This window comes from Actinophytocola xanthii, from assembly GCF_001921205.1.
GTDB lineage: Bacteria > Actinomycetota > Actinomycetes > Mycobacteriales > Pseudonocardiaceae > Actinophytocola > Actinophytocola xanthii.
Genome location: NZ_MSIE01000056.1, coordinates 41,282 through 59,988, shown reverse-complemented (window position 1 = coordinate 59,988; position 18,707 = coordinate 41,282). Strand labels below are relative to the sequence as shown.

18 protein-coding genes are annotated in these 18,707 nt (G+C 71.9%); 8 read left to right on the top strand and 10 right to left on the bottom strand.

Translation table 11 applies throughout. From position 1 onward, the window contains the following. Nucleotides 1-3: 3 nt before the first annotated feature. Complete coding sequence (locus BU204_RS27555) at nt 4-1,641, bottom strand: glycosyl hydrolase family 28-related protein (protein WP_075128670.1); 1,638 nt, start codon at nt 1,639-1,641, stop codon at nt 4-6. Between the two features lie 309 nt (nt 1,642-1,950). Between BU204_RS27555 and BU204_RS27550 the strand changes: the two genes are divergently transcribed. Both BU204_RS27550 and BU204_RS27545 read left to right on the top strand, forming a co-directional pair. Next, complete coding sequence (locus BU204_RS27550) at nt 1,951-2,334, top strand: YciI family protein (RefSeq protein ID WP_075128669.1); 384 nt, start codon at nt 1,951-1,953, stop codon at nt 2,332-2,334. Between the two features lie 2 nt (nt 2,335-2,336). Beyond that, the gene (locus tag BU204_RS27545; RefSeq protein WP_075128668.1) at nt 2,337-3,596 is read left to right on the top strand and encodes an RNA polymerase sigma factor; all 1,260 of its coding nucleotides are present in this window, start codon (nt 2,337-2,339) and stop codon (nt 3,594-3,596) included. A 162-nt stretch (nt 3,597-3,758) separates the two neighbouring features. On the opposite strand, the gene BU204_RS27540 is transcribed toward BU204_RS27545, so the two are convergent. Both BU204_RS27540 and BU204_RS27535 read right to left on the bottom strand, forming a co-directional pair. Further along, nucleotides 3,759-5,105, bottom strand: coding sequence for a sigma-70 family RNA polymerase sigma factor (locus tag BU204_RS27540; RefSeq protein ID WP_158073524.1), 1,347 nt, complete (start codon nt 5,103-5,105; stop codon nt 3,759-3,761). 129 nt (nt 5,106-5,234) lie between these two features. Continuing rightward, nucleotides 5,235-5,990, bottom strand: a complete 756-nt coding sequence (locus tag BU204_RS27535) for a FadR/GntR family transcriptional regulator (RefSeq protein WP_158073523.1) — start codon at nt 5,988-5,990, stop codon at nt 5,235-5,237. A 255-nt stretch (nt 5,991-6,245) separates the two neighbouring features. Here BU204_RS27535 and BU204_RS27530 point away from each other — a divergent pair, with 255 nt between their 5' ends. The 3 genes from BU204_RS27530 to BU204_RS27520 are packed head-to-tail and all read left to right on the top strand — an operon-like array spanning nt 6,246 to nt 7,764. Beyond that, the gene (locus BU204_RS27530) at nt 6,246-7,100 is read left to right on the top strand and encodes an SMP-30/gluconolactonase/LRE family protein (RefSeq protein WP_075128666.1); all 855 of its coding nucleotides are present in this window, start codon (nt 6,246-6,248) and stop codon (nt 7,098-7,100) included. Beyond that, entirely contained in the window at nt 7,097-7,459 is a 363-nt protein-coding gene (locus tag BU204_RS27525) for a YidH family protein (protein ID WP_075128694.1), read from the top strand. Before BU204_RS27530 ends, BU204_RS27525 begins: the two co-directional genes overlap by 4 nt. A gap of 11 nt (nt 7,460-7,470) precedes the next feature. After that, nucleotides 7,471-7,764: a DUF202 domain-containing protein gene (locus BU204_RS27520; protein ID WP_198943014.1), complete on the top strand. Its 294-nt coding sequence runs from the start codon at nt 7,471-7,473 to the stop codon at nt 7,762-7,764. Nucleotides 7,765-7,774: 10 nt separating this feature from the next. Here the strand turns inward: BU204_RS27520 and BU204_RS27515 are convergent, their stop codons facing one another. Next, complete coding sequence (locus BU204_RS27515; protein ID WP_075128664.1) at nt 7,775-8,437, bottom strand: TetR/AcrR family transcriptional regulator; 663 nt, start codon at nt 8,435-8,437, stop codon at nt 7,775-7,777. Continuing rightward, a complete protein-coding gene (locus BU204_RS27510) occupies nt 8,434-8,832 on the bottom strand; it encodes a winged helix-turn-helix transcriptional regulator (RefSeq protein WP_075128663.1) in 399 nt (132 codons plus the stop codon). Before BU204_RS27510 ends, BU204_RS27515 begins: the two co-directional genes overlap by 4 nt. Nucleotides 8,833-8,897: 65 nt before the next feature. On the opposite strand from BU204_RS27510, the gene BU204_RS27505 reads away from it, so the two are divergent. From BU204_RS27505 to BU204_RS27495, 3 genes are all read left to right on the top strand, one after another. Further along, nucleotides 8,898-9,857, top strand: coding sequence for an NADP-dependent oxidoreductase (locus BU204_RS27505; protein ID WP_408608052.1), 960 nt, complete (start codon nt 8,898-8,900; stop codon nt 9,855-9,857). Nucleotides 9,858-9,897: 40 nt separating this feature from the next. Further along, on the top strand, nt 9,898-10,896 hold the full coding sequence (locus tag BU204_RS27500) for a LacI family DNA-binding transcriptional regulator (RefSeq protein WP_075128662.1): 999 nt from the start codon (nt 9,898-9,900) through the stop codon (nt 10,894-10,896). A 123-nt stretch (nt 10,897-11,019) separates the two neighbouring features. Next, complete coding sequence (locus tag BU204_RS27495; RefSeq protein ID WP_075128661.1) at nt 11,020-13,278, top strand: discoidin domain-containing protein; 2,259 nt, start codon at nt 11,020-11,022, stop codon at nt 13,276-13,278. A 103-nt stretch (nt 13,279-13,381) separates the two neighbouring features. Here the strand turns inward: BU204_RS27495 and BU204_RS27490 are convergent, their stop codons facing one another. From BU204_RS27490 to BU204_RS27470, 5 genes are all read right to left on the bottom strand, one after another. Then, the gene (locus BU204_RS27490) at nt 13,382-14,035 is read right to left on the bottom strand and encodes a response regulator (protein ID WP_075128660.1); all 654 of its coding nucleotides are present in this window, start codon (nt 14,033-14,035) and stop codon (nt 13,382-13,384) included. Further along, complete coding sequence (locus BU204_RS27485) at nt 14,032-15,129, bottom strand: sensor histidine kinase (protein WP_075128692.1); 1,098 nt, start codon at nt 15,127-15,129, stop codon at nt 14,032-14,034. The genes BU204_RS27490 and BU204_RS27485 overlap by 4 nt, the downstream gene beginning before the upstream one ends. 11 nt (nt 15,130-15,140) lie before the next feature. Further along, a complete protein-coding gene (locus tag BU204_RS27480; RefSeq protein ID WP_075128659.1) occupies nt 15,141-15,716 on the bottom strand; it encodes a hypothetical protein in 576 nt (191 codons plus the stop codon). Nucleotides 15,717-15,835: 119 nt separating this feature from the next. Then, nucleotides 15,836-16,372: a sugar O-acetyltransferase gene (locus BU204_RS27475; protein ID WP_269844667.1), complete on the bottom strand. Its 537-nt coding sequence runs from the start codon at nt 16,370-16,372 to the stop codon at nt 15,836-15,838. 28 nt (nt 16,373-16,400) lie between these two features. Continuing rightward, nucleotides 16,401-18,653, bottom strand: coding sequence for a heavy metal translocating P-type ATPase (locus tag BU204_RS27470; protein WP_075128691.1), 2,253 nt, complete (start codon nt 18,651-18,653; stop codon nt 16,401-16,403). Nucleotides 18,654-18,707: the final 54 nt, after the last annotated feature.

Below are 18,707 nucleotides of genomic sequence, written 5' to 3'. Positions count from 1 at the left end.
GCCCTACCGCAACCGGTGGCGCAGCTGGGCCTGGTGGAGGTTCGCCGGCCACACCCGCTCGTCGAGTGAGTCGGCCACAGTGGACAGTTCGCCGGCGAGGTCCACCGGATGATCGGTGGGACCGGAGGTGCCGCGCACCCCCACCATCGCGCTGTACGGGGCGTGCTCCTCGAGCCGCACGCCGTGCGACCGGCCGCCGAGCACGTCGATGTTCCAGTGGCAGAACCGGGCACCCCACCGCGGTCCGGCGTCACCCGCGCCTCCGGTGGCGCCGTTGTTGGCCACCGTGACCGCCGTCCGCACGCTGTCGAACGGCAGCGCGCGGTGCGAGTCGAAGGTGCCCTCCATGACGCCGTCGGCCCAGACGTTGCCCGCGCTGAAGCCCTCGGTGTTGATGCCGTGGTGGACCGCGCCGGGCGCCAGCGGTGTGGTCGCCCGCGGGATCGCGAAGCGCTCGACCAGCATGTCGTGGGACTGCACCCGGCAGATGAACGAATGGTGCCTCGCCCGCCCGCCGACCAGGACGTCGCGGAGCGTCACATTCTTGGCCGAGGTCAGGCCGAAACCGTTGTCGCTGTGCCACAGGTCGACCTCGCGCACCCAGCAGTCGAGCGCGGCCTGGAAGTGCGGCCCGTTGAACCCCGGATCGAGGTGGTGGGCGGTCTGGGGCACCTCCCGCATCCGGATCGTCAGGTGTTCGAGGCCGGACTCGCGGACGACCGGGCCCAGCGTGGTGAACCGGGGCCGCCACCCGGCGCGCAGGTCGGTCCTGGTGGGCTGGGCGAGCACCACCGCGTCCCGCTCGACCGCGGCCACCTCCACGGGGTACCGGAGGTGGTGGAAGTTCTCGGCGAGCACCCAGTCGGTCAGCTCGGGCCGCAACCGGCGGGCGGCGCTCTCCCAGGCGTAGGTCGCCGTGCCGGGGACGTCACCGGCGAGGTGGGCGAGCAGCGTGTTATCCGTCGTGTTGTCCGCGACCAGCAGGACATGCCGTCCCGGCTCGAACGGCTCCGTAGAGGACACCGGAACGCGGCGGGAGCCCCTGGGCACCTCGGCAGTCACCGAGGCCAGCTCGCGGTTCTCCAACCAACCCTCGTTGCCGCTGAAGTCGTTGTGCTCCAACTGTTCTCGGAGTCGTCGTGGGACGAACCAGATGAGACCACCGCTCCACGACCACTCGTTACGGGCCGGCGGCCGGTAGCACGCGGCAAGCGGCTGGGTGAACCGCAGGGTGGTCCGGCCCCGGCCGGCGCCGCGGAGCACGACGCCGCTGTGATGCACCCAGAGCACAGAGGACAGCTGGTACTCCCCAGCCGGAACGTGGACCACTCCCCCGCCGAGCCGGCCGACCGCCTCCAGTGCGGCGTTGAAGGCGGTGGTGCAGTCGGTGGCGCCGTCCCCGACGGCGCCGAACGCGGTGACGCTCACCCGGACCGGCGGCCGGGGCAGCGGGCGCTCCCCTCGGCGGTACCCGGCGTAGGAGACGTTCGGGATCCGGGGGTGGTGGTCCGGCGCGGCGAGGTACTCCCGCCACAGCCGGTGCGGCCGGGCCGCGGCGACGGCAGCGGCCGAACCGGTATCCACCAGGTACCCGGTGGCCACCGTGGCGGTGGCGGCCCGGAGGAAGTCACGCCGGTCCATGTGGCACTCCCCGCGTCGGGATGCAACCGGAGCGTAACGAGACCGGTCAGGACATTTCAAGGGTTGACCTGACCTTGGATGCGCTCTATGGCCACGCGGATTACCGCAAGGCAAGCCCTTTCCGACCGCCTCAACGCCCTCAGCGGAGCCCGCGTCGGCCGGGCCGCGCCGACCGCCCCGCAGGGCGCCCCGCTCGCCGGCTGGGTCCGGCCGGACGAATCCGGGCTAGGTTCTCCGGTGCGGCTGTCCTCGGGGGCACGCCGGCTCCGACGTACCCGCGGAAACACCACTCGACCTCGAGGAGAGACCATGAGGTACCTGATGCTCGCCTACACCAACGCCGAGGCCTGGGAGGACGCCGCCGCGAACTGGAACCCCGGCGCCCCGATGCCGCCCGAGGTGGCGCAGGCCTGCGAGTTCTACGAGCAGCTGGGCAAGGAGCTGACCGCGTCCGGGGAGTTTGTGACGACCGAGGGCCTCGAAGTCCCCTCGCACACCAAGACCATCCGCCGCACGCCGAACGGGCCCGAGGTCACCGACGGCCCCTACGCGGAGGTCAAGGAGGTGCTCGCGAGCTACGCGATCGTGGACTGCGAGAGCTACGACCGGGCCCAGCAGATCGGCGCCCGGATCGCCGACGCCACCGGGGACACCATCGAGATCCGCCCGATCGCGGCCGGCTTCGGCTCCTGAACGTGCTTTCCCGCCCCGTCGAGGACCTGCTGCGCGAGCTGGCGCCGCAGGTCCTCGGGGCGCTGGTACGACGGTTCGGCGACTTCGCCGCCGCCGAGGACGCGGTGCAGGAGGCGCTGCTGGACGCGGCAACGCAGTGGCCGGCCGACGGCGTTCCGGACAACCCCCGGGGCTGGCTGATCCGCGTCGCCCACCGGCGAATGACCGACCACCTGCGTAGCGAGATCGCCCGGCGGAGGCGGGAGGACACCGAGGGGGTGCGCATCCCGCGTGACCAGTTCCTCGCCCCGCCGGCCGACACCCCGGGGCCGCCGGCGGCCGATGACACCCTCCTGCTGCTGTTCCTGTGCTGCCACCCCGCGCTGACCCCCGCCGCGCAGGTCCCGCTGACCCTGCGCGCGGTCGGCGGGCTGACGACCGCGGAGGTGGCCAGGGCCTTCCTCGTGCCCGAGGCGACGATGACCAAGCGGATCACCCGGGCCAAGCAGCGGATCAGGGCGTCGGGCGTCGGCTTCCGGACGCCGCCGGCCGACGAGCTGCCCGCACGTCTGGACGCGGTGTCGCAGGTGCTGTACCTGATCTTCAACGAGGGCTACACCTCGACCGAGGGGACGGCACTGCACCGCGTGGAGCTGACCGCGGAGGCCATCCGGCTCGCCCGTGCGGTGCACCGGTTGCTGCCGGAGAACCACGAGGTCGCCGGTCTGCTGGCGCTCATGCTGCTCACCGACGCGCGCCGCCCGGCCCGGCTCGGCCCCGACGGGGCACTGGTGCCGATGGCCGAGCAGGACCGCTCGCGCTGGGACCGCGCCGCGATCGCCGAGGGCACGCGGCTCGTCGCGGAGTCCCTGGCGAGGACGCCGCGGTTCGGCCCGTACCTGGTGCAGGCCGCGATCGCCGCCGTGCACGACGAGGCCGGCAGCGACGAGGAGACCGACTGGCCGCAGATCCTCGGCCTGTACCGGCTCCTGCGGGCGATCCACGACAATCCGGTGACCGCCCTGGGCCAGGCGGTCGCCGCGAGCAAGGTGCACGGTCCGGCGGCGGGTCTGGCCATCCTGGACGAGGTGGCCGAGGACGCGCGCCTGGCGGGGAACCACCGTCTGGACGCGGTCCGGGCCCACCTGCTGGAGCGCTCCGGCGACCTCGCCGGAGCGGAGGAGCACTACCGGGCGGCGGCTCGGCGCACGCTGAGCGAGCCCGAACGCCGCTACCTGACCGAGCGAGCCGAACTGGTCGCACTTCGCAGGATTATTCCGTGAACTTCCCGAGCATCGCGGCCGGTGTTTCGGATTCGGTGGTCGTGCCGTTGTCGTCACCCGGTCAACAACGGCACGACCCGATTCGGTGAACCCTGGGGGCTGACACCCCCGTCGGTGACTTATTCGTGACCTGAATGCCACTGTCGCCACCACCCGGGCCTACTACTTGTCCTTAGGTGGTTTGCTCGTCGACGGTTTGCCCTTCGCCTTCGACGGCTCGCTCTTCGGCTTCTTGTTCTTGGCCGGCTTGCCCGCCTTCTGCTGTTGTTTCTCCGCTTTCTTCTCCGCCTTCCGCTCAGCCTTAGTCTGAGCCCTGGCGTCGGTCCCCTCGTCCTGTTCGGTCTCCGCGGCGTCCGTCGGCACGGGGGCCCCGGTCGTCACCTCACCCTCGCCGCCCGGTTCCACCTGCACCGCGGTCGGCACGACGGACTCGGTCTCCGGACCAGGCGGCTGGCCGGTCGGCGAGGCACCGTCGGGGTCGGGACGTGCGGCGACGCTGGGCGAAGGGGTGCCGGCGACGTGCGAGGAGCGGCGATCCGCGTCGACGGCCGAGACGGCCAGTCCGCTCTTCCCAGAGGTCGGGGGCGGGGTGGCCGCCGTCGTGGTCACCGCGGTGGCCGCGATCGCCACCGCCGTACCGACCTTGAGCAGCGCGGCCTTGGTGGCGAGGAAGCCGGCCGCCAGGCCCGCGTCGGCCGCGGCCGACGCGGTGAGCGCCCCGGCGGCCACCGGGGCGTGGGCGTAGGCGGCGGCCAGCGGCCCACCGAGCACGACCGGAGCGAGCAGGCCGCCCAGCTCCTCGTTGATCCTGCTCAGGACCTGGACACGGGACCGGCACTCCGCGCAGTTCTCGAGATGCCAGGCGATCTTGCGGGACAGCGGAGCGGGGATGTTCTGCCGCACGTAGCCGGCGAGCTTGTTCGCCACCGAGCGACACTCCGGCCGAGGTGGCTCTGATACGTGTCTGCGCAGGTAGGCCTGGCGCAGGCCCTCACGCGCCCGGTAGGCCAGCGCCGCCACGCTGTTCGGGCGCATGCCGAGCAGCGGCGCCACCTGGGCCGGCGACTCGCCCTCGACCTCGGTGTGCCAGAGCACCATCCGCCACCGCTCGGGGAGGCTCGCGAACGCCTCGGCCGCCGCGCCGGCATTCCAGCGGTCGATCACCGGATCGACGTAGTCCTCGGCCGTGTGGGTCTCGGGCACGTCGGCGTACAGCGCCGTCGGCACGCCGCGGGTGCTGTTGTGGATCGCCGCGTTGCGCAGGGTCACCAGCAGATACGGGCGGAACTCCTCGTCTGGCCCACGCCCCTCACGCAGCATGCGCAGCACGCGGGTGAACGCCTCGGCGACGAGGTCCTCGCGCTCGGCCGCCGACCTCGCCAGGCATGCCGCCGCCCGCCTCGCCGAGGGGAGATGTCTTTCGTACAGCGTTGCAAAAGCAGTCGAGTCGCCTTCTCGGACCGCTGCGATTAATCTTGCATCCGGCACCTGATCGAGAGTCTCCGTCACCGAACTCCCTTTCGGACCACACGCATTTCTGCGCACGTCCCACCTCGTCATGGAATCCTGAGGAAAGAGACAATACTCTGCCCCCCGATGTACCATGAACGAACCACCGGCAAAGACGATACGCCTTTTTCAGCGCCAGTCGACAACTTCCTGCATCAGCCCAGGATGACGACGTTTCGCCTGCGCTGCGTAGTCGGTCATGTGCTCTCGCATCAGGCGCTCGGCGAGATCGCTCTCCCCCGCCGCGATGGCCCGGCCGATGTCACTGTGGACCGCGAGGATCTCGCGCCGCCGGGACTTCGGGAACAGGGAGTCCTGGAGCCGGTCGCGCAGCACGTCCGCGAGCGACTGTCCGAACAGGCTCATGATTCGGTTGCCCGACATCACGGCGACGAGCTGGTGGAAGTCGCCGGCCAGGCGCAGGTACTCGTCCTCACCGCCGCGCGTGGCGCCCTCGAACCTGGCGAGCTCGTCGGTGAGCTGCGGGTCACGCCGCTCCGCCGCCGCCCGGGCGAGCATCGGCTCCATGAGCAGCCGCGCCTCGATCAGCTCGCGGAAGGTCATCCCGTCCATCTGGAAGTACAACGACGCCATGCGCCCGAAGTTGCGGGTGTGGACCTGGTCCACGGTCGGACCGCCGCGAGGGCCCGGCTTGATCGAGATCAGGCCGTGCACCTCGAGGATGCGCAGCGCCTCACGTAAGGAGCCCCGGCCGACCCGGTACTCCTCGAGCATCTTGGCCTCGGGCGGTAGCTGCGTGCCGGGCGCCATCCCCTCGGCGCCGATCCGCCGGACGATGTCCCGGGCGATCGCCTCGGACACCTTGTCGCCGCGTCTGACAGGTCGTTGCGGCGTCGCCGCGTTGCCCGCGCCTATAGCTGCCACCAGCACATGTTAGCGATGGGTGATCAGGGCTTCACCCTCGGCGTCCGGAATTCAACGGCATGCGAACGTGTACCTCTACTGTGGACAGTGCGGCGGATCCCCTTGTGGGCCAAGCAACCCAGACCTGGCGTGCGTTCGTCCTAGGCGCGACTGGGCCGGACGGGTGTTTCCCGCTGGTCACGGGTTGTGGGAACGTTTCCAGCCCAGCTTGTCATCACCCTGTGCGCCGCCGACCGGCGGGGGTAGGTTCGGCGGGTGAACGTTGAGGTGGTGCTCGAGGCACACGCCACCCTGGGCGAGGGGCCGGTCTGGGACCCGCGGGAGAACGTCCTGCGGTGGGTCGACATCGAGCCCGGCGAGGTGCACCGGTTCGACCCGGCCAGCGGTGAGGACACCGCGTTCGCGGTGGGCGAGCCGGTGGGCACGGTCGCGGCCAGGGCAGGGGGCGGGCTCGTGCTCGCCACCGCGAGCGGCATCTGGGCCTGCCGGGCCGACGGCGCGGACCGCCGGCTGCTGCACGCGATCGACACCGACCCGCCCGGCGGCCGGTTCAACGACGGCAAGGCCGACCCGTGGGGCCGGTTCTGGGCGGGGACCATGCTCGAGGGAACGGACGGTGCGGCGGCGCTCTACCGCCTGGACCGGGAGGGGCCGCCCCGACCGGTGGTCACCGGCGTCTCGGTGTCCAACGGCCTCGGCTGGTCACCGGACGGGACCACGATGTACTACGTCGACACCCAGACCCGCGGCGTGGACGCGTTCGACCACGACCCCGAGACGGGGTCGATCACCAACCGGCGCCGGTTCGCCGAGGTGGAGCGCGGGTGGCCGGACGGACTGACCGTGGACGCCGAGGGCGGGGTGTGGGTCGCGCTGTGGGACGGCTGGGGGCTGTGCCGCTTCGCGCCGGACGGCCGCCGGGAGGAGCTGGTCGAGCTACCCGCGCAGCGGGTGACCAGCTGCGCCTTCGGCGGACCCGAACTGTCTACTTTGTACATCACGTCGGCCAGGACGGGTCTGCGCGACCTCGACGGCCAACCACTGGCCGGCGCCCTCTTCTCGGCGAAGCCCGGGGTGTCCGGGCAGGCGCCCGGTGAGTGGGCGGGATGAGCTGGCCGGTCAGGCTGCGCGAGACCGGGGAGGACCCGGACCCTCGGTTCAGCTTCGCGAACGAACGCACGTTCCTCGCGTGGATCCGCACGGCCCTGGCCCTGCTCGCCGCCGGGATCGGACTGGAGGCGTTCGCGCCCCCGCTCGCTCTGCCCGGCCTTCGGCAGGCGCTCGCGGCGCTGCTGGTACTCGCCGGCGTGCTCACCAGCGCGCTCGCGTTCCGCCGCTGGCTGCGCAACGAGGTGGCCATGCGCGAGCGGCGCCCCCTTCCGCCGCCGCGCCTTGCCCCGTGGCTGTCCTACGGGGTGGCCGCCACCGCCCTCGCGGTGTTCGTGCTGGTGCTGGTGGCCAACCTGTGACACCGCCCGGCGTGCAGAACGAGCGGACGTCGCTCGCCTGGGTTCGGACCGCGCTGGGGCTTGTCGGATGCGCTCTGCTCGCCGGCCGGCTCGCCGAGGTACGGCACGCCCCGTGGGCGGTCGCCGCCGCACTGGCCGCGGCCCTGCTGGCCTGCGGCGTGCTCGGCTGGTCCCACGACCGCTACCGGCGTGCCGCGCGGGCCCCCGTCTCGCACCGGCCCGCCGACACCGCCCTGTCGGCGCTGCTGCTGACCCTGTCGGTCGGCCTCGTCGGCGTCCTCGGGCTGCTGCTGATCACCTTCTGAGAACCTCCGTTCAGGAGCGGGCCACCAGCCCCACCAACTGGTTGACCAGCGCATCGGTCAGGCCCTGGGAGAACAGGTCGGCGGCACAGGGGGCGCCGAGCTCCTCGGCGGCCCTGGCAACGGCGGGGGTGGGGTTGGCGTAGGGCCACAGCCCGGCGACCAGGACCACGGCCACGCCGGCGAAGTGGGTCGCGCCGTCCTCGGAGAGCTCGGGGATCCTCGTTCGCACCATCGCGGCCAGGCGTTGCGTGCTCGCCGTGGCACGGCGCTTGAACTCCCGGGCGAACTCCAGGGAGATGTTGCGCTCCAGCACCCCGCCCATCACGCTGAGCAGCTCGCACACCAGCGGGCTCGCGACCAGGGCCTCGGCGATCGCCCGAGCGACCGCGACCTCCCGGGCGTGACGGGCCCGGGAGCGGGACACCGGCAGCTCGAGGCGGTCCAGCCAGTCCGTCCACGCCCGCTCGAGCACGGCCAGGAAGATCGCCTCTCGGCTGTCGAAGTACCGCAGTACGTTGGACTTCGCGAGGCCGACCCGGTCGGCCAGCTCACGCAGCGAGATCTCGGCGACCGGCCGCTCGGCCAGCATGGCGCCGGCCGCGTCGAGGATCGCCGCTCGCCGCGCCTCCACCTGCTCCGGGCGCCGTGCCCGCCGGAACTGCGCGGTGGTCATCGGGCCGGCACCGGGTCGGCCTCCGCCCGCCGCTCGTACTCGGCACGGGCACGCTGCACGTGCCCGATGTTCTCCTCCGACCACCGGCGGATGGCCGACAGCGGCTCCGCCACGCTCCGCCCGAGCTCGGTCAGCGCGTAGTCCACCCGTAGCGGGACGACCGGGTACACGGTCCGGCTCACCAGCCCGTCCCGTTCCAGCTCGCGCAGCGTCTGGGTGAGCATCTTCTGGCTCACCCCCTCGAGCTTGCGGCGCAGCTCGCCGAAACGGCGAGGCCCGTCCTCGAGGGCGCCGATGGCCAGCGCCGTCCACTTGTTCGCCAGGAGGTCGAGCACGCCTCGACACGGGCAGTTGCGGAGGTACACATCTTTGCGCACGTCAACGCTGGTTTCCACGGGGTACCTATAGCACGTTTCGGTGCCTGGTTGCAAAGAGTGACCATCGGGGAGAGAGTGGGGCCATGGGAGAGACCATGCGCGCGATCGTCCAGGACGGCCCCGGCGGGCCGGAGGCGCTGTACGAGACGACCATCGACCGACCGGTGCCGTTGCCCACCGAGGTGCTCGTGCGGGTGCACGCCACCTCGGTCAACCCGGTCGACTGGAAGACCCGGGCCGGATCGGGGATGGCCGCCCGGTTCGACGACGGTGGCCCGTTCGTGCTCGGGTGGGACGTGTCCGGGGTCGTCGAGGAGGTGGGCTTCGGCGTCACCCGGTTCCGGGAGGGCGACGAGGTCTACGGCATGCCGCGCTTCCCCCACCCCGCGCGGACCTACGCCGGCTTCGTCACCGCGCCGTCGCGCCACCTCGCCCGCAGGCCGGCCGGCCTCGACCACGCGCACGCCGCGGCCGTGCCGCTGGTCGGGCTGACCGCCTGGCAGGCGTTGGTCGAGACCGCCGACCTGCGGGAGGGGCAGCGGGTGCTCGTGCACGCGGCCGCAGGCGGGGTCGGCCACGTCGCGGTGCAGCTCGCCAAGGCCCGCGGCGCCCACGTGATCGGCACGGCGAGCACGGGAAAGCACGAGTTCCTCCGTGAGCTGGGGGCCGACGAGCTGATCGACTACCGCACGACCGACTTCGCCGAGACCGTGCGCGACGTCGACGTGGTGCTCGACCTGGTCGGGGGCGACTACTCCACCCGCTCCATCCCGACCCTGCGCCCCGGCGGGCTGCTGCTCACCATCCCGAGCGGGGCGGCCGAGGCGGCGACCAGGGCGGCGGCGGAAGCCGGGGTGTCGGCCACCGGCCTGCTCGTCGAGCCGGACCGTGCCGGCCTGGAGGAGCTCACCGCGCTGATCGAGGCCGGGCGGCTGCGGGTCGAGGTCGAGACGGTGTTGCCGCTGGAGAGCGCCGCCGAGGCACACCGCCTGGGCGAGGCCGGCCGGACTCGCGGGAAGATCGTGCTCGCCGTGGACCACTGACCGTATCCTGGCCGGACGGAGCCAGCGAAGAGGCGGGAACATGCGCGTCACGATCGCCGAGGTCGCCCGGCGGGCCAGGGTCAGCAAGACCACCGTGTCCCGGGTGCTCAACAACAAGGGTGACGTGGACGCGGGCACCGCGATCCGGGTGCGCGAGGTCATCGCGGCTACCGGCTACACCCCCAGTGCCCGGGCGGTGGGGCTCGCCCGCGGCCGGACCCAGACCGTGGGGATGCTCGTGCCCGGCCTGACCTGGCCGTGGATGGGCGACGTGCTGCAGGGCGTGGCCGACGTGCTCGAGGCACGCGGCTACGGCCTGCTGCTCAACACGATGAACCGCGGCGAGGAGTCGCTGACGCAGTTCGCCAAGCACGTGTCCGCCAACGCCTTCGACGGCCTGCTGCTCGTGGAACCGCCGGACACGCTGGGTTACGTCACGGGTCTGCACGACTCCGGCCTGCCGGTCGTGATGATCGACGACCGCGGGCACCACCCCGGCTTCCCGCTCGTGGCCACGAGCAACCGCGAGGGCGCGGCGGACGCCGCCGCCCACCTGCTCGCCACCGGCCGGCGCCGGCTCGCGGTGGTGTCCGGTCCGGCCGACTTCGCCTGCACGCGGGAACGGACCACGGGCTTCTGCGACCGCCTCGCCGAATCCGGCCTCCCGTTCGACGACCGCCTCCTGGCCGAGGGCGACTTCACCCGCGGCGGCGGCCAGGCCGGGATCGAGGAGCTGCTCGCCACCGGCGTCCCGTTCGACGCGGTGTTCGCGCAGAACGACCTGATGGCAGCGGGCGTCCTGGACGGCCTGCGGGCCGCCGGCCGGGTGGTCCCCGACGACGTCGCCGTGGTCGGCTTCGACGACATCGCGATCGCCGCCCACGTCCGGCCCACGCTCACCACCGTCCGCCAGCCCTGCCGGGAGATGGGTGAGGCCGCCGCGACGATGCTCCTCGACCACCTCGACGGGAGCCCGCTACCCGACGCCCCCCACGTCATCCCCACCTCACTCGTCGTCCGGGACTCCGCTCCCGCCTGAGCCCGGGGCGCCACGGACTGTTGCTTGACGTTCAGCTGTCCGTAGCGGATCGTTGACATATCCCGTCCGAAACCGGTTCCGGAACCGATTCCTCCCCTGCTGGATCGATCCATAGGACCTCCCATGCGACTCTCCCTGCACCCTGGCCGGCGGCCGTCGCGCCGCTTCGCCCTGCTCACGATCGCGGCGACCGCCCTCAGCCTGGCCGCCACGACACCCGCCTCAGCGGGCCCGACCACCGCGCCAACCACCGCACCAACCACGTCGCCCGCCGCCGCCTGCGGCACGACCAACATCGCCCAGGGCCGCCCCGCCACGGCCTCCTCCACGGAGAACGCCGGCACCCCGGCCTCCGCCGCCGTCGACGGGACCGGGACCACGCGGTGGTCCAGCGCGTTCGCCGACCCCCAGTGGATCCAGGTCGACCTCGGCACGGCGCAGTCCGTCTGCCGCGTGACGTTGAGCTGGGAGGCCGCCTACGGCCGCGCCTTCGAGATCCAGACCTCCGGAAACGCCACCACGTGGACGACGGTCTACCAGACGACCACCGGCACCGGCGGGAACCAGACGCTCGACGTCACCGGGACCGGCCGTTACCTCCGCGTCCACGGGACCGCCCGCGCGACCGGCTACGGCTACTCCCTCTGGGAGCTCGGCGTGTTCACCACGACCGACACCGGCCCCGGCGTGCCGGACACCGACCCGTTCAACCCCAACCTCGGGCCCAACACCCACGTCTACGACCCGTCGACGCCGACCAGCACCATCCAGAGCCGGCTCGACCAGATCAGCGCCCAGATGAAGACCAACCAGTTCGGCACCCAACGCCACGCCGTGCTGTTCAAGCCGGGCAGCTACCAGGCCGATGTCAACCTGCGCTTCTACACCCAGGTCGCCGGGCTCGGGCTCTCGCCGGACGACGTGAACATCAACGGGCACATCCGCGTCGAGGCCGACTGGCTCCAGCAGGGTGACAACCCGAACAACCTCGGCAACGCCACCCAGAACTTCTGGCGCTCCGCGGAGAACCTCTCGGTGACGCTGCCGGCCGGCCAGATCGAACGCTGGGCGGTCTCGCAGGCCGCCCCCTACCGCCGGATGCACCTGCGCGGCCAGGTGCAGCTGTGGAACGGCGGCGACGGCTGGGCCAGCGGTGGCCTGATCGCCGACTCGCGGATCGACGGGCTCGTCGAGTCCGGCTCGCAGCAGCAGTTCTTCACCCGCAACAGCGAGCTGCGCGGCGGGTGGTCGGGCTCGGTCTGGAACATGGTGTTCACCGGCAGCACGGGTACGCCGCCACAGCACTTCCCGAACCCGTCGCACACCGTCGTCGACACCACGCCGACGATCCGCGAGAAGCCGTTCCTGTACGTCACCCCGGCCGGCGAGTACCGGGTCTTCGTGCCGGCGCTGCGGACCAACTCCCGCGGCACCTCGTGGGGCGCCGGAACCCCGGCGGGAAGCTCGATCTCGCTGGCCGACTTCTTCGTCGTCCAGCTCGGCACGCCGGCGGCCACGATCAACGCCGCGCTGGCCGAGGGAAAGCACCTGCTGCTGACCCCGGGCGTGCACCACCTGAACGACACGATCCGGGTGACCAACCCGAACACCGTCGTGCTCGGCCTCGGGGTGGCGACGCTGGTGCCGGACACCGGACTGCCGGCAATGACGGTGTCCGATGTAGACGGAGTGAAGCTGGCCGGGTTCCTGGTCGACGCCGGGCCGGTGAACTCCCCCGTGCTGGTGGAGATCGGGCCGTCCGGGTCGTCAGCGAGCCACGCGGCGAACCCGACCTCGCTGCACGACGTGTTCTTCCGCGTCGGCGGCGCGCACGCGGGTCGGGCCACGGTCTCCCTACGGATCAACAGCGACGACGTGATCGGCGACCACATGTGGCTGTGGCGCGGTGACCACGGCGCGGGCATCGGCTGGAACACCAACACCGCGGCCAACGGGCTGGTGGTCAACGGCGACAACGTCACGATGTACGGCCTGTTCGTCGAGCACTACCAGCAGTACAACACCATCTGGAACGGCAACGGCGGCCGGACCTACTTCTACCAGAACGAGATGCCCTACGACCCGCCGAACAACGCGTCGTGGACCAGCGGCGGCGGCAGCCTCGGCTGGGCGGCGTACAAGGTCGCCGACTCCGTCACCACCCACGAGGCGTGGGGTGTGGGCGTTTACTGCTACTTCAACGTCAACCCCGCGGTCGTGGCGAGCCGCGGGTTCGAGGTGCCGAACCGGGCCGGGGTGCGGTTCCACGGGCTGGTCACCGTCTCGCTTGGCGGCGTCGGCACGATCAACCGGGTCATCAACGACACCGGGGAGGTGGCGAACCAGGCGCACCAGGTGAGCTACGTGGCCAACTACCCGTAGGCGGGACGTGCCCGCCAAGCGGGCTCACCGCAGGAGGCAGCCGAACCGCGGGTGGGGACGAACGCCGGAGCGCGTTCGTCCCCACCCGCCGGACGCGGTGGGTTCAGTCCACGCCGGGAACCACCAGGCCGGTCTCGTAGGCGGCGATCAGGGCCTGGATTCGGTCACGCAGGCCGAGTTTGCTCAGCACATTGCTGACGTGGGTCTTCACCGTGTGTTCGCTGACCACCATGACCGCGGCTATCTCCGCGTTGCTCAGGCCCTTCGCCATCATCCGCAAGGTTTCCCGCTCGCGGGCGGTGAGGGCCGCGAGCCTCGCCGGGGAGGGCTGCCCCGGTCGCGCCGTGAACCGCGCGATCAGCTTTCTGGTGACCGACGGGGACAGCAACGCCTCCCCGGCGGCGACCACCCGCACCGCGTGGACGAGGTCGTCGCGTCTCACGTCCTTGAGCAGAAACCCGCTCGCGCCTGCCTGGAGGGCCTGGAAGACGTACTCGTCCAGGTCGAACGTGGTCAGCATGATCGCGCGGCACCCGCTCTCGGCGCAGACCGCCCGCGCCGCCGCGATGCCGTCCATGCCCGGCATCCGGATGTCCAGCAGCACCACGTCCGGCTGGTGCTGGTGAACCGCCGCGACCGCCTCCGCCCCGTCGCCCGCCTCGGCGACCACCTCGATGTCAGGTTGTGCGGCGAGGATCATGCTGAACCCGGCTCGGACCAGTTCCTGGTCGTCGGCCACCACCACCCGCAGCGTCACGGTGCCACCACCGCCCGGAGGGGGAACCGGACGGCGACCCGGAAGCCGCGGGCGTCCTGGCGGGGGCCCAGCTCGGCGCCGCCACCGCACGCCGCAGCCCGTTCACGGATGCCGATGAGGCCGTTGCCGCCGGCCCCGACCGGTTTCGGTGTGCCGTCGTCGGTCACGGTCAGCGTCAGGGCCATCCCGGACCACGCCAGGTGGACCTCGGCACGGCTCGCGTTCGCGTGGCGGACAATGTTGGTGAGCGCTTCCTGCGTGATGCGGTACACGGCCAGCTCCACGTCGGGGGACAGCGGGACGGGCTCGCCCGCGACCTCGTAGGCGACGGGCAGACCGGACACGCCGGCCACGAGCGACGGAAGGTCGTCCAGTGTGGGCTGTGGCGCGTGCGGTCCGTCCTCGGTCCTGAGCACGGTCAGGATCCGGCGTAGTTGGACCATCGCGTCCCGACCGGCGGCCGCTATGGCGTCGAACGCGGCCTCGGCGTCGGCCGGAGCCCTGGCCAGCACGACCGGGCCGGCCTCGGCCTGGACCACCATCAGGCTGACCGCGTGCGACAGGATGTCGTGCATGTCGCGGGCGATCCTCGCCCGTTCCCGTTCCGCGGCACGCTCCGCCGCCAGGCCGCGTTCCTCCTCCAACCGAGCCGTTCTCGCCCGGGACTCGGCAGCGGCCCTGCCGATCGCGTACACGGCGACGAACATGACGGCGAACCGCAGCGCGGTCGTGGACGAACTCAACAGGACACTCCCGCAGATCGTCAGTACCAGCATCGTGATGCGCACCCGCGGCGCGGACTGGACGGCCACGGTGTACGCGACGACCAGGCCGCCGTACCAGACCGGCTGTTCCGGTGTCGGCCCGACGGTGTCGTACAGCGAGGTGGCGACGAGGCTCGTCGTCAGCGCGACTACCGGCGCTCGCCTGCGCCACAGCACCGGCACGGCCGAGGCCACCACGACGACGTAGCCCCACGGGTCCCAGGGCTCACCGGACTCGCTCGTGCGGATGAGGAACGGCCACAGCTGCACGCACACCACCACCACGACCAGACCCACGTCGACCCGAAGCGGCCGTGACCAGGTATGCATGACCGCCATCCTCACACGGACGCCGACACCCTCCTGGGCGTGGCGACCTGTCGGCCGATGACCACGAACGGCGCGAGCAGGACGAGCGCGCCGACCGGGATGAGGTCCTTGTCGAACACCGGGAGGACCTGGCTCACCACGACCAGCGCCGAGGCCCACCAGACCACCCGGCGGGCGATGGCCAGCTGGATGACCAGTGCGAGCAGACCGACGTAGAACAGGTAGGGCCCTACTTCGTACAGGACCAGCGAGACGACCTGGTTGTCCGAGACGTCTGAGGCGATCACGCGCATCGCCGCGTGGTCCTCGGCCACGAAGCCGACGACGATGTCCACAACGAACTGTGCGAACAGGGTGAGCGCACCGGCGGAGGCGACCGCCACGCTGACCGTCGAGAACCCGTCACGGCCGGCGAGCCGCCGCAGGTGGACGAAGACGACCAGGAACGCCGCCAGGGCGCCGAGGAACGCGAGATGCCCCGTGGTCCAGGCCAGTCCGGGTCCGCGGGCGCCGTCGAGCCCGTCGAGAATCCTGATCACCCCGTAGGCGAACACGAGCAGTGGTGCGGCGAGAAAGGCAAGGTTCATGCGGTCGATCGTGGTCCGTCCGACCAGCCAGCGGATCGCCGACGAGAGCGATCCGCGCTCTCCCTCCCGTGAGGGAGCGGGTACGCCGTCACCACCTCACGACCAGTACGCCCAGGCTCCTACACCCGCCGAACCACGCGGGCGGGGTTGCCGACCGCGACCACGTTCGGCGGCAGGTTCTTGACGACCACGGCGCCGGCGCCGACGACGGTGTTCTCGCCGATGGTCACGCCGGGGCAGACGATGACCCCACCCCCGAGCCAGACGTTGTCCCCGATCGTGATCGGCTCGGCGGCCTCCCACTTGGCCCGGCGCAGCTCCGGGTCGGTGGGGTGGGTCGGCGTCAGCAGCTGGACGTACGGGCCCAGCTGGACATCCGCGCCGATGGTGATCTTCGCGACGTCGAGCATCACCGCGCCGTAGTTCACGAACGACCGGGGTCCGATCGAGATCTGGTAGCCGTAGTCCACCCACAGCGGCGGCCGGACCTCGGTGCCCTCGCCGACCTCGCCGAGCAGCTCGGCGAGGTCGTCGGCGGCGGCACTGGCGTTGAAGACGGCGCTGAGCCTTGACGCGCGCGCGAGGTCGGCGGCCAGCTCCGGGTCGTCCGCGACGTAGGGCTCACCCGCGAGCATCCGATCCTTCTGACTGGTCACAAAAAGCACCCTACGGGTGCGCGGGTGCTCAGGCAGCGGGGACGAGGGCCGCCGGCCGCTCCGGACGATCGAGGGCGGGCGCGGTCCCGTTGCCGGGGAGAACCCGGAAGGCACGCAGCCGCAGGCTGTTGGTCACCACGAACACCGAGCTGAAGGCCATCACCGCACCGGCGAGCATCGGGTTGAGCAGGCCCGCCGCGGCAACCGGGATCGTGGCGACGTTGTAGGCGAACGCCCAGAACAGGTTGCCGCGAATGATGTTGAGCGTGCGCCGGGAGAGCCGGATGGCGTCGGCGGCGGCCCGGAGGTCACCCCGTACGAGGGTCAGGTCGCTCGCCTCGATCGCCACGTCGGTACCCGTTCCCATGGCCAGGCCGAGATCCGCCTGGGCCAGGGCGGCCGCGTCGTTCACTCCGTCGCCGACCATGGCGACGACCCGACCCGCGGACTGCAGCCGACGGACCTCCTCGACCTTGTCGGCCGGGAGCACACCGGCGATCACCTCGTCGATGCCCACCTCCTCCGCGACCGCCCGGGCGACCGTCTCGTTGTCACCGGTCAGCATGACCGGTGACAACCCGAGGTCACGCAGCTGCCGGACCGCGGCCGGGCTGGTCGGCTTGACCGTGTCGGCGACGACCAGCAGGCCGCGGACCTCCCCCGCCCAGGCCACGCTCACCACCGTGTGGCCCCGCTCCTCGGCAGCGCGGGCGGCTCGCTCGAGTTCGGTGTCCGGCCGGGGCAGCCAGTCCTGGGCATCGGCCGCTCGGCCGACGAGGACCTCGCTGCTGTCGACGCCGTCCTCGACCACGCCCCGCACGCCCAGCCCGGGTACCGCGCGGAACGCGGAGACCGCGGGCAGCGCGCCCACCTCGGCGCGAGCCGAGGCCACGACAGCCCGGGCCACCGGGTGCTCGGATGCCTCCTCGAGCGCACCGGCGAGGAGCAGCAGCCGGGCCCGTGACTCGCCCGGCGCCGGCACGACGTCCACAAGGGACATCTGCCCGGTGGTGAGGGTGCCGGTCTTGTCCAGCACCACCGTGTCCACCCGGCGGGTCGACTCGAGCACCTCCGGACCCCGAATCAGGATGCCAAGCTGCGCACCCCGTCCGGTACCGACGAGCAGCGCCGTGGGCGTGGCCAGCCCGAGGGCGCACGGGCAGGCGATGATGAGTACCGCCACCGCCGCGGTGAACGCCGACTCGACCGGTGTGCCGGTGCCGAGCCAGAACCCGAGTACCGCCACCGCCAACCCGATCACGACGGGGACGAACACCGCCGACACCCGGTCGGCCAGCCGCTGTACCCGCGCCTTGCCGGTCTGGGCCTGCTCGACCAGCTCGGCCATCCGGGCGAGCTGGGTGTCGGCACCGACCCTGGTGGCCCGCACGACGAGCCGTCCGGACGCGTTGACGGTGGCGCCGACCACCCGGTCGCCGGGGCCGACCTCGACCGGGACCGACTCCCCGGTCAGCATGCTCTCGTCCACCGCGGACGCCCCGTCCTCGACGACACCGTCCGTGGCGACCTTCTCCCCCGGCCGGACGACGAACAGGTCCCCGACGACCAGCCGCTCGGCCGGCACACGCGTCTCCCGGCCGTCCCGCAGCACGGCGACGTCCTTGGCCCCCAACTCGAGCAGCGCACGCAGAGCGGAACCGGCGCGGGACTTGGCGCGTGCCTCGAAGTACCGGCCGGCGAGGATGAACGTGACCACGCCGGCCGCGACCTCGAGGTAGATCGCACCCGCACCCGCGGAGCGCTCGATGGTCAGCCGGAACGGGTGAGTCATCCCCGGTGTGCCCGCGGTGCCGAAGAACAGCGCGTACAGCGACCACGCGAACGCGGCGAGCGTGCCCATGGAGATCAGGGTGTCCATCGTGGCCGCGCCGTGGCGCAGGTTCGTCCAGGCGGCGCGGTGGAAGGGGAACCCGCCCCACACCACGACCGGCGCGGCCAGGGTGAGCGAGGCCCACTGCCAGTACTCGAACTGCCACGCCGGCACCATCGCCAGCACGACCACCGGCACCGACAGCGCGAGGCTGACCAGCAGCCGGGTCCGCAGCGAACGCCGCTCGAGTTCGGCCGGCTCCGCCGCCGGCGGGCGCGGCGGGGCGGCCGTGTAGCCCAGCTTCTCCACCACGGCAACGAGGTCCTCAGTGGACACGGTGGCGGGCGCGGAGACGGTGGCGCGCTCGGTCGCGTAGTTGACGCTCGCCTCGACTCCGGGCAGCCGGTTCAGCTTCTTCTCGATACGCGCCGCGCACGAGGCACACGTCATCCCGCCGATGACCAGGTCCAGGCTGGAGGTCGGGAGAGTTTTCTCTGGCACGCC

Coding starts and splice junctions, on each gene's coding strand:
- BU204_RS27555 (WP_075128670.1), bottom strand. CDS start 1,641: ATGGACCGGCGTGACTTCCTCCGGGCCGCCACCGCCACGGTGGCCACC.
- BU204_RS27550 (WP_075128669.1), top strand. CDS start 1,951: ATGAGGTACCTGATGCTCGCCTACACCAACGCCGAGGCCTGGGAGGAC.
- BU204_RS27525 (WP_075128694.1), top strand. CDS start 7,097: ATGAGCTGGCCGGTCAGGCTGCGCGAGACCGGGGAGGACCCGGACCCT.
- BU204_RS27515 (WP_075128664.1), bottom strand. CDS start 8,437: ATGACCACCGCGCAGTTCCGGCGGGCACGGCGCCCGGAGCAGGTGGAG.
- BU204_RS27505 (WP_408608052.1), top strand. CDS start 8,898: ATGGGAGAGACCATGCGCGCGATCGTCCAGGACGGCCCCGGCGGGCCG.
- BU204_RS27500 (WP_075128662.1), top strand. CDS start 9,898: ATGCGCGTCACGATCGCCGAGGTCGCCCGGCGGGCCAGGGTCAGCAAG.
- BU204_RS27495 (WP_075128661.1), top strand. CDS start 11,020: ATGCGACTCTCCCTGCACCCTGGCCGGCGGCCGTCGCGCCGCTTCGCC.
- BU204_RS27485 (WP_075128692.1), bottom strand. CDS start 15,129: ATGCATACCTGGTCACGGCCGCTTCGGGTCGACGTGGGTCTGGTCGTG.
- BU204_RS27480 (WP_075128659.1), bottom strand. CDS start 15,716: ATGAACCTTGCCTTTCTCGCCGCACCACTGCTCGTGTTCGCCTACGGG.
- BU204_RS27470 (WP_075128691.1), bottom strand. CDS start 18,653: ATGACGTGTGCCTCGTGCGCGGCGCGTATCGAGAAGAAGCTGAACCGG.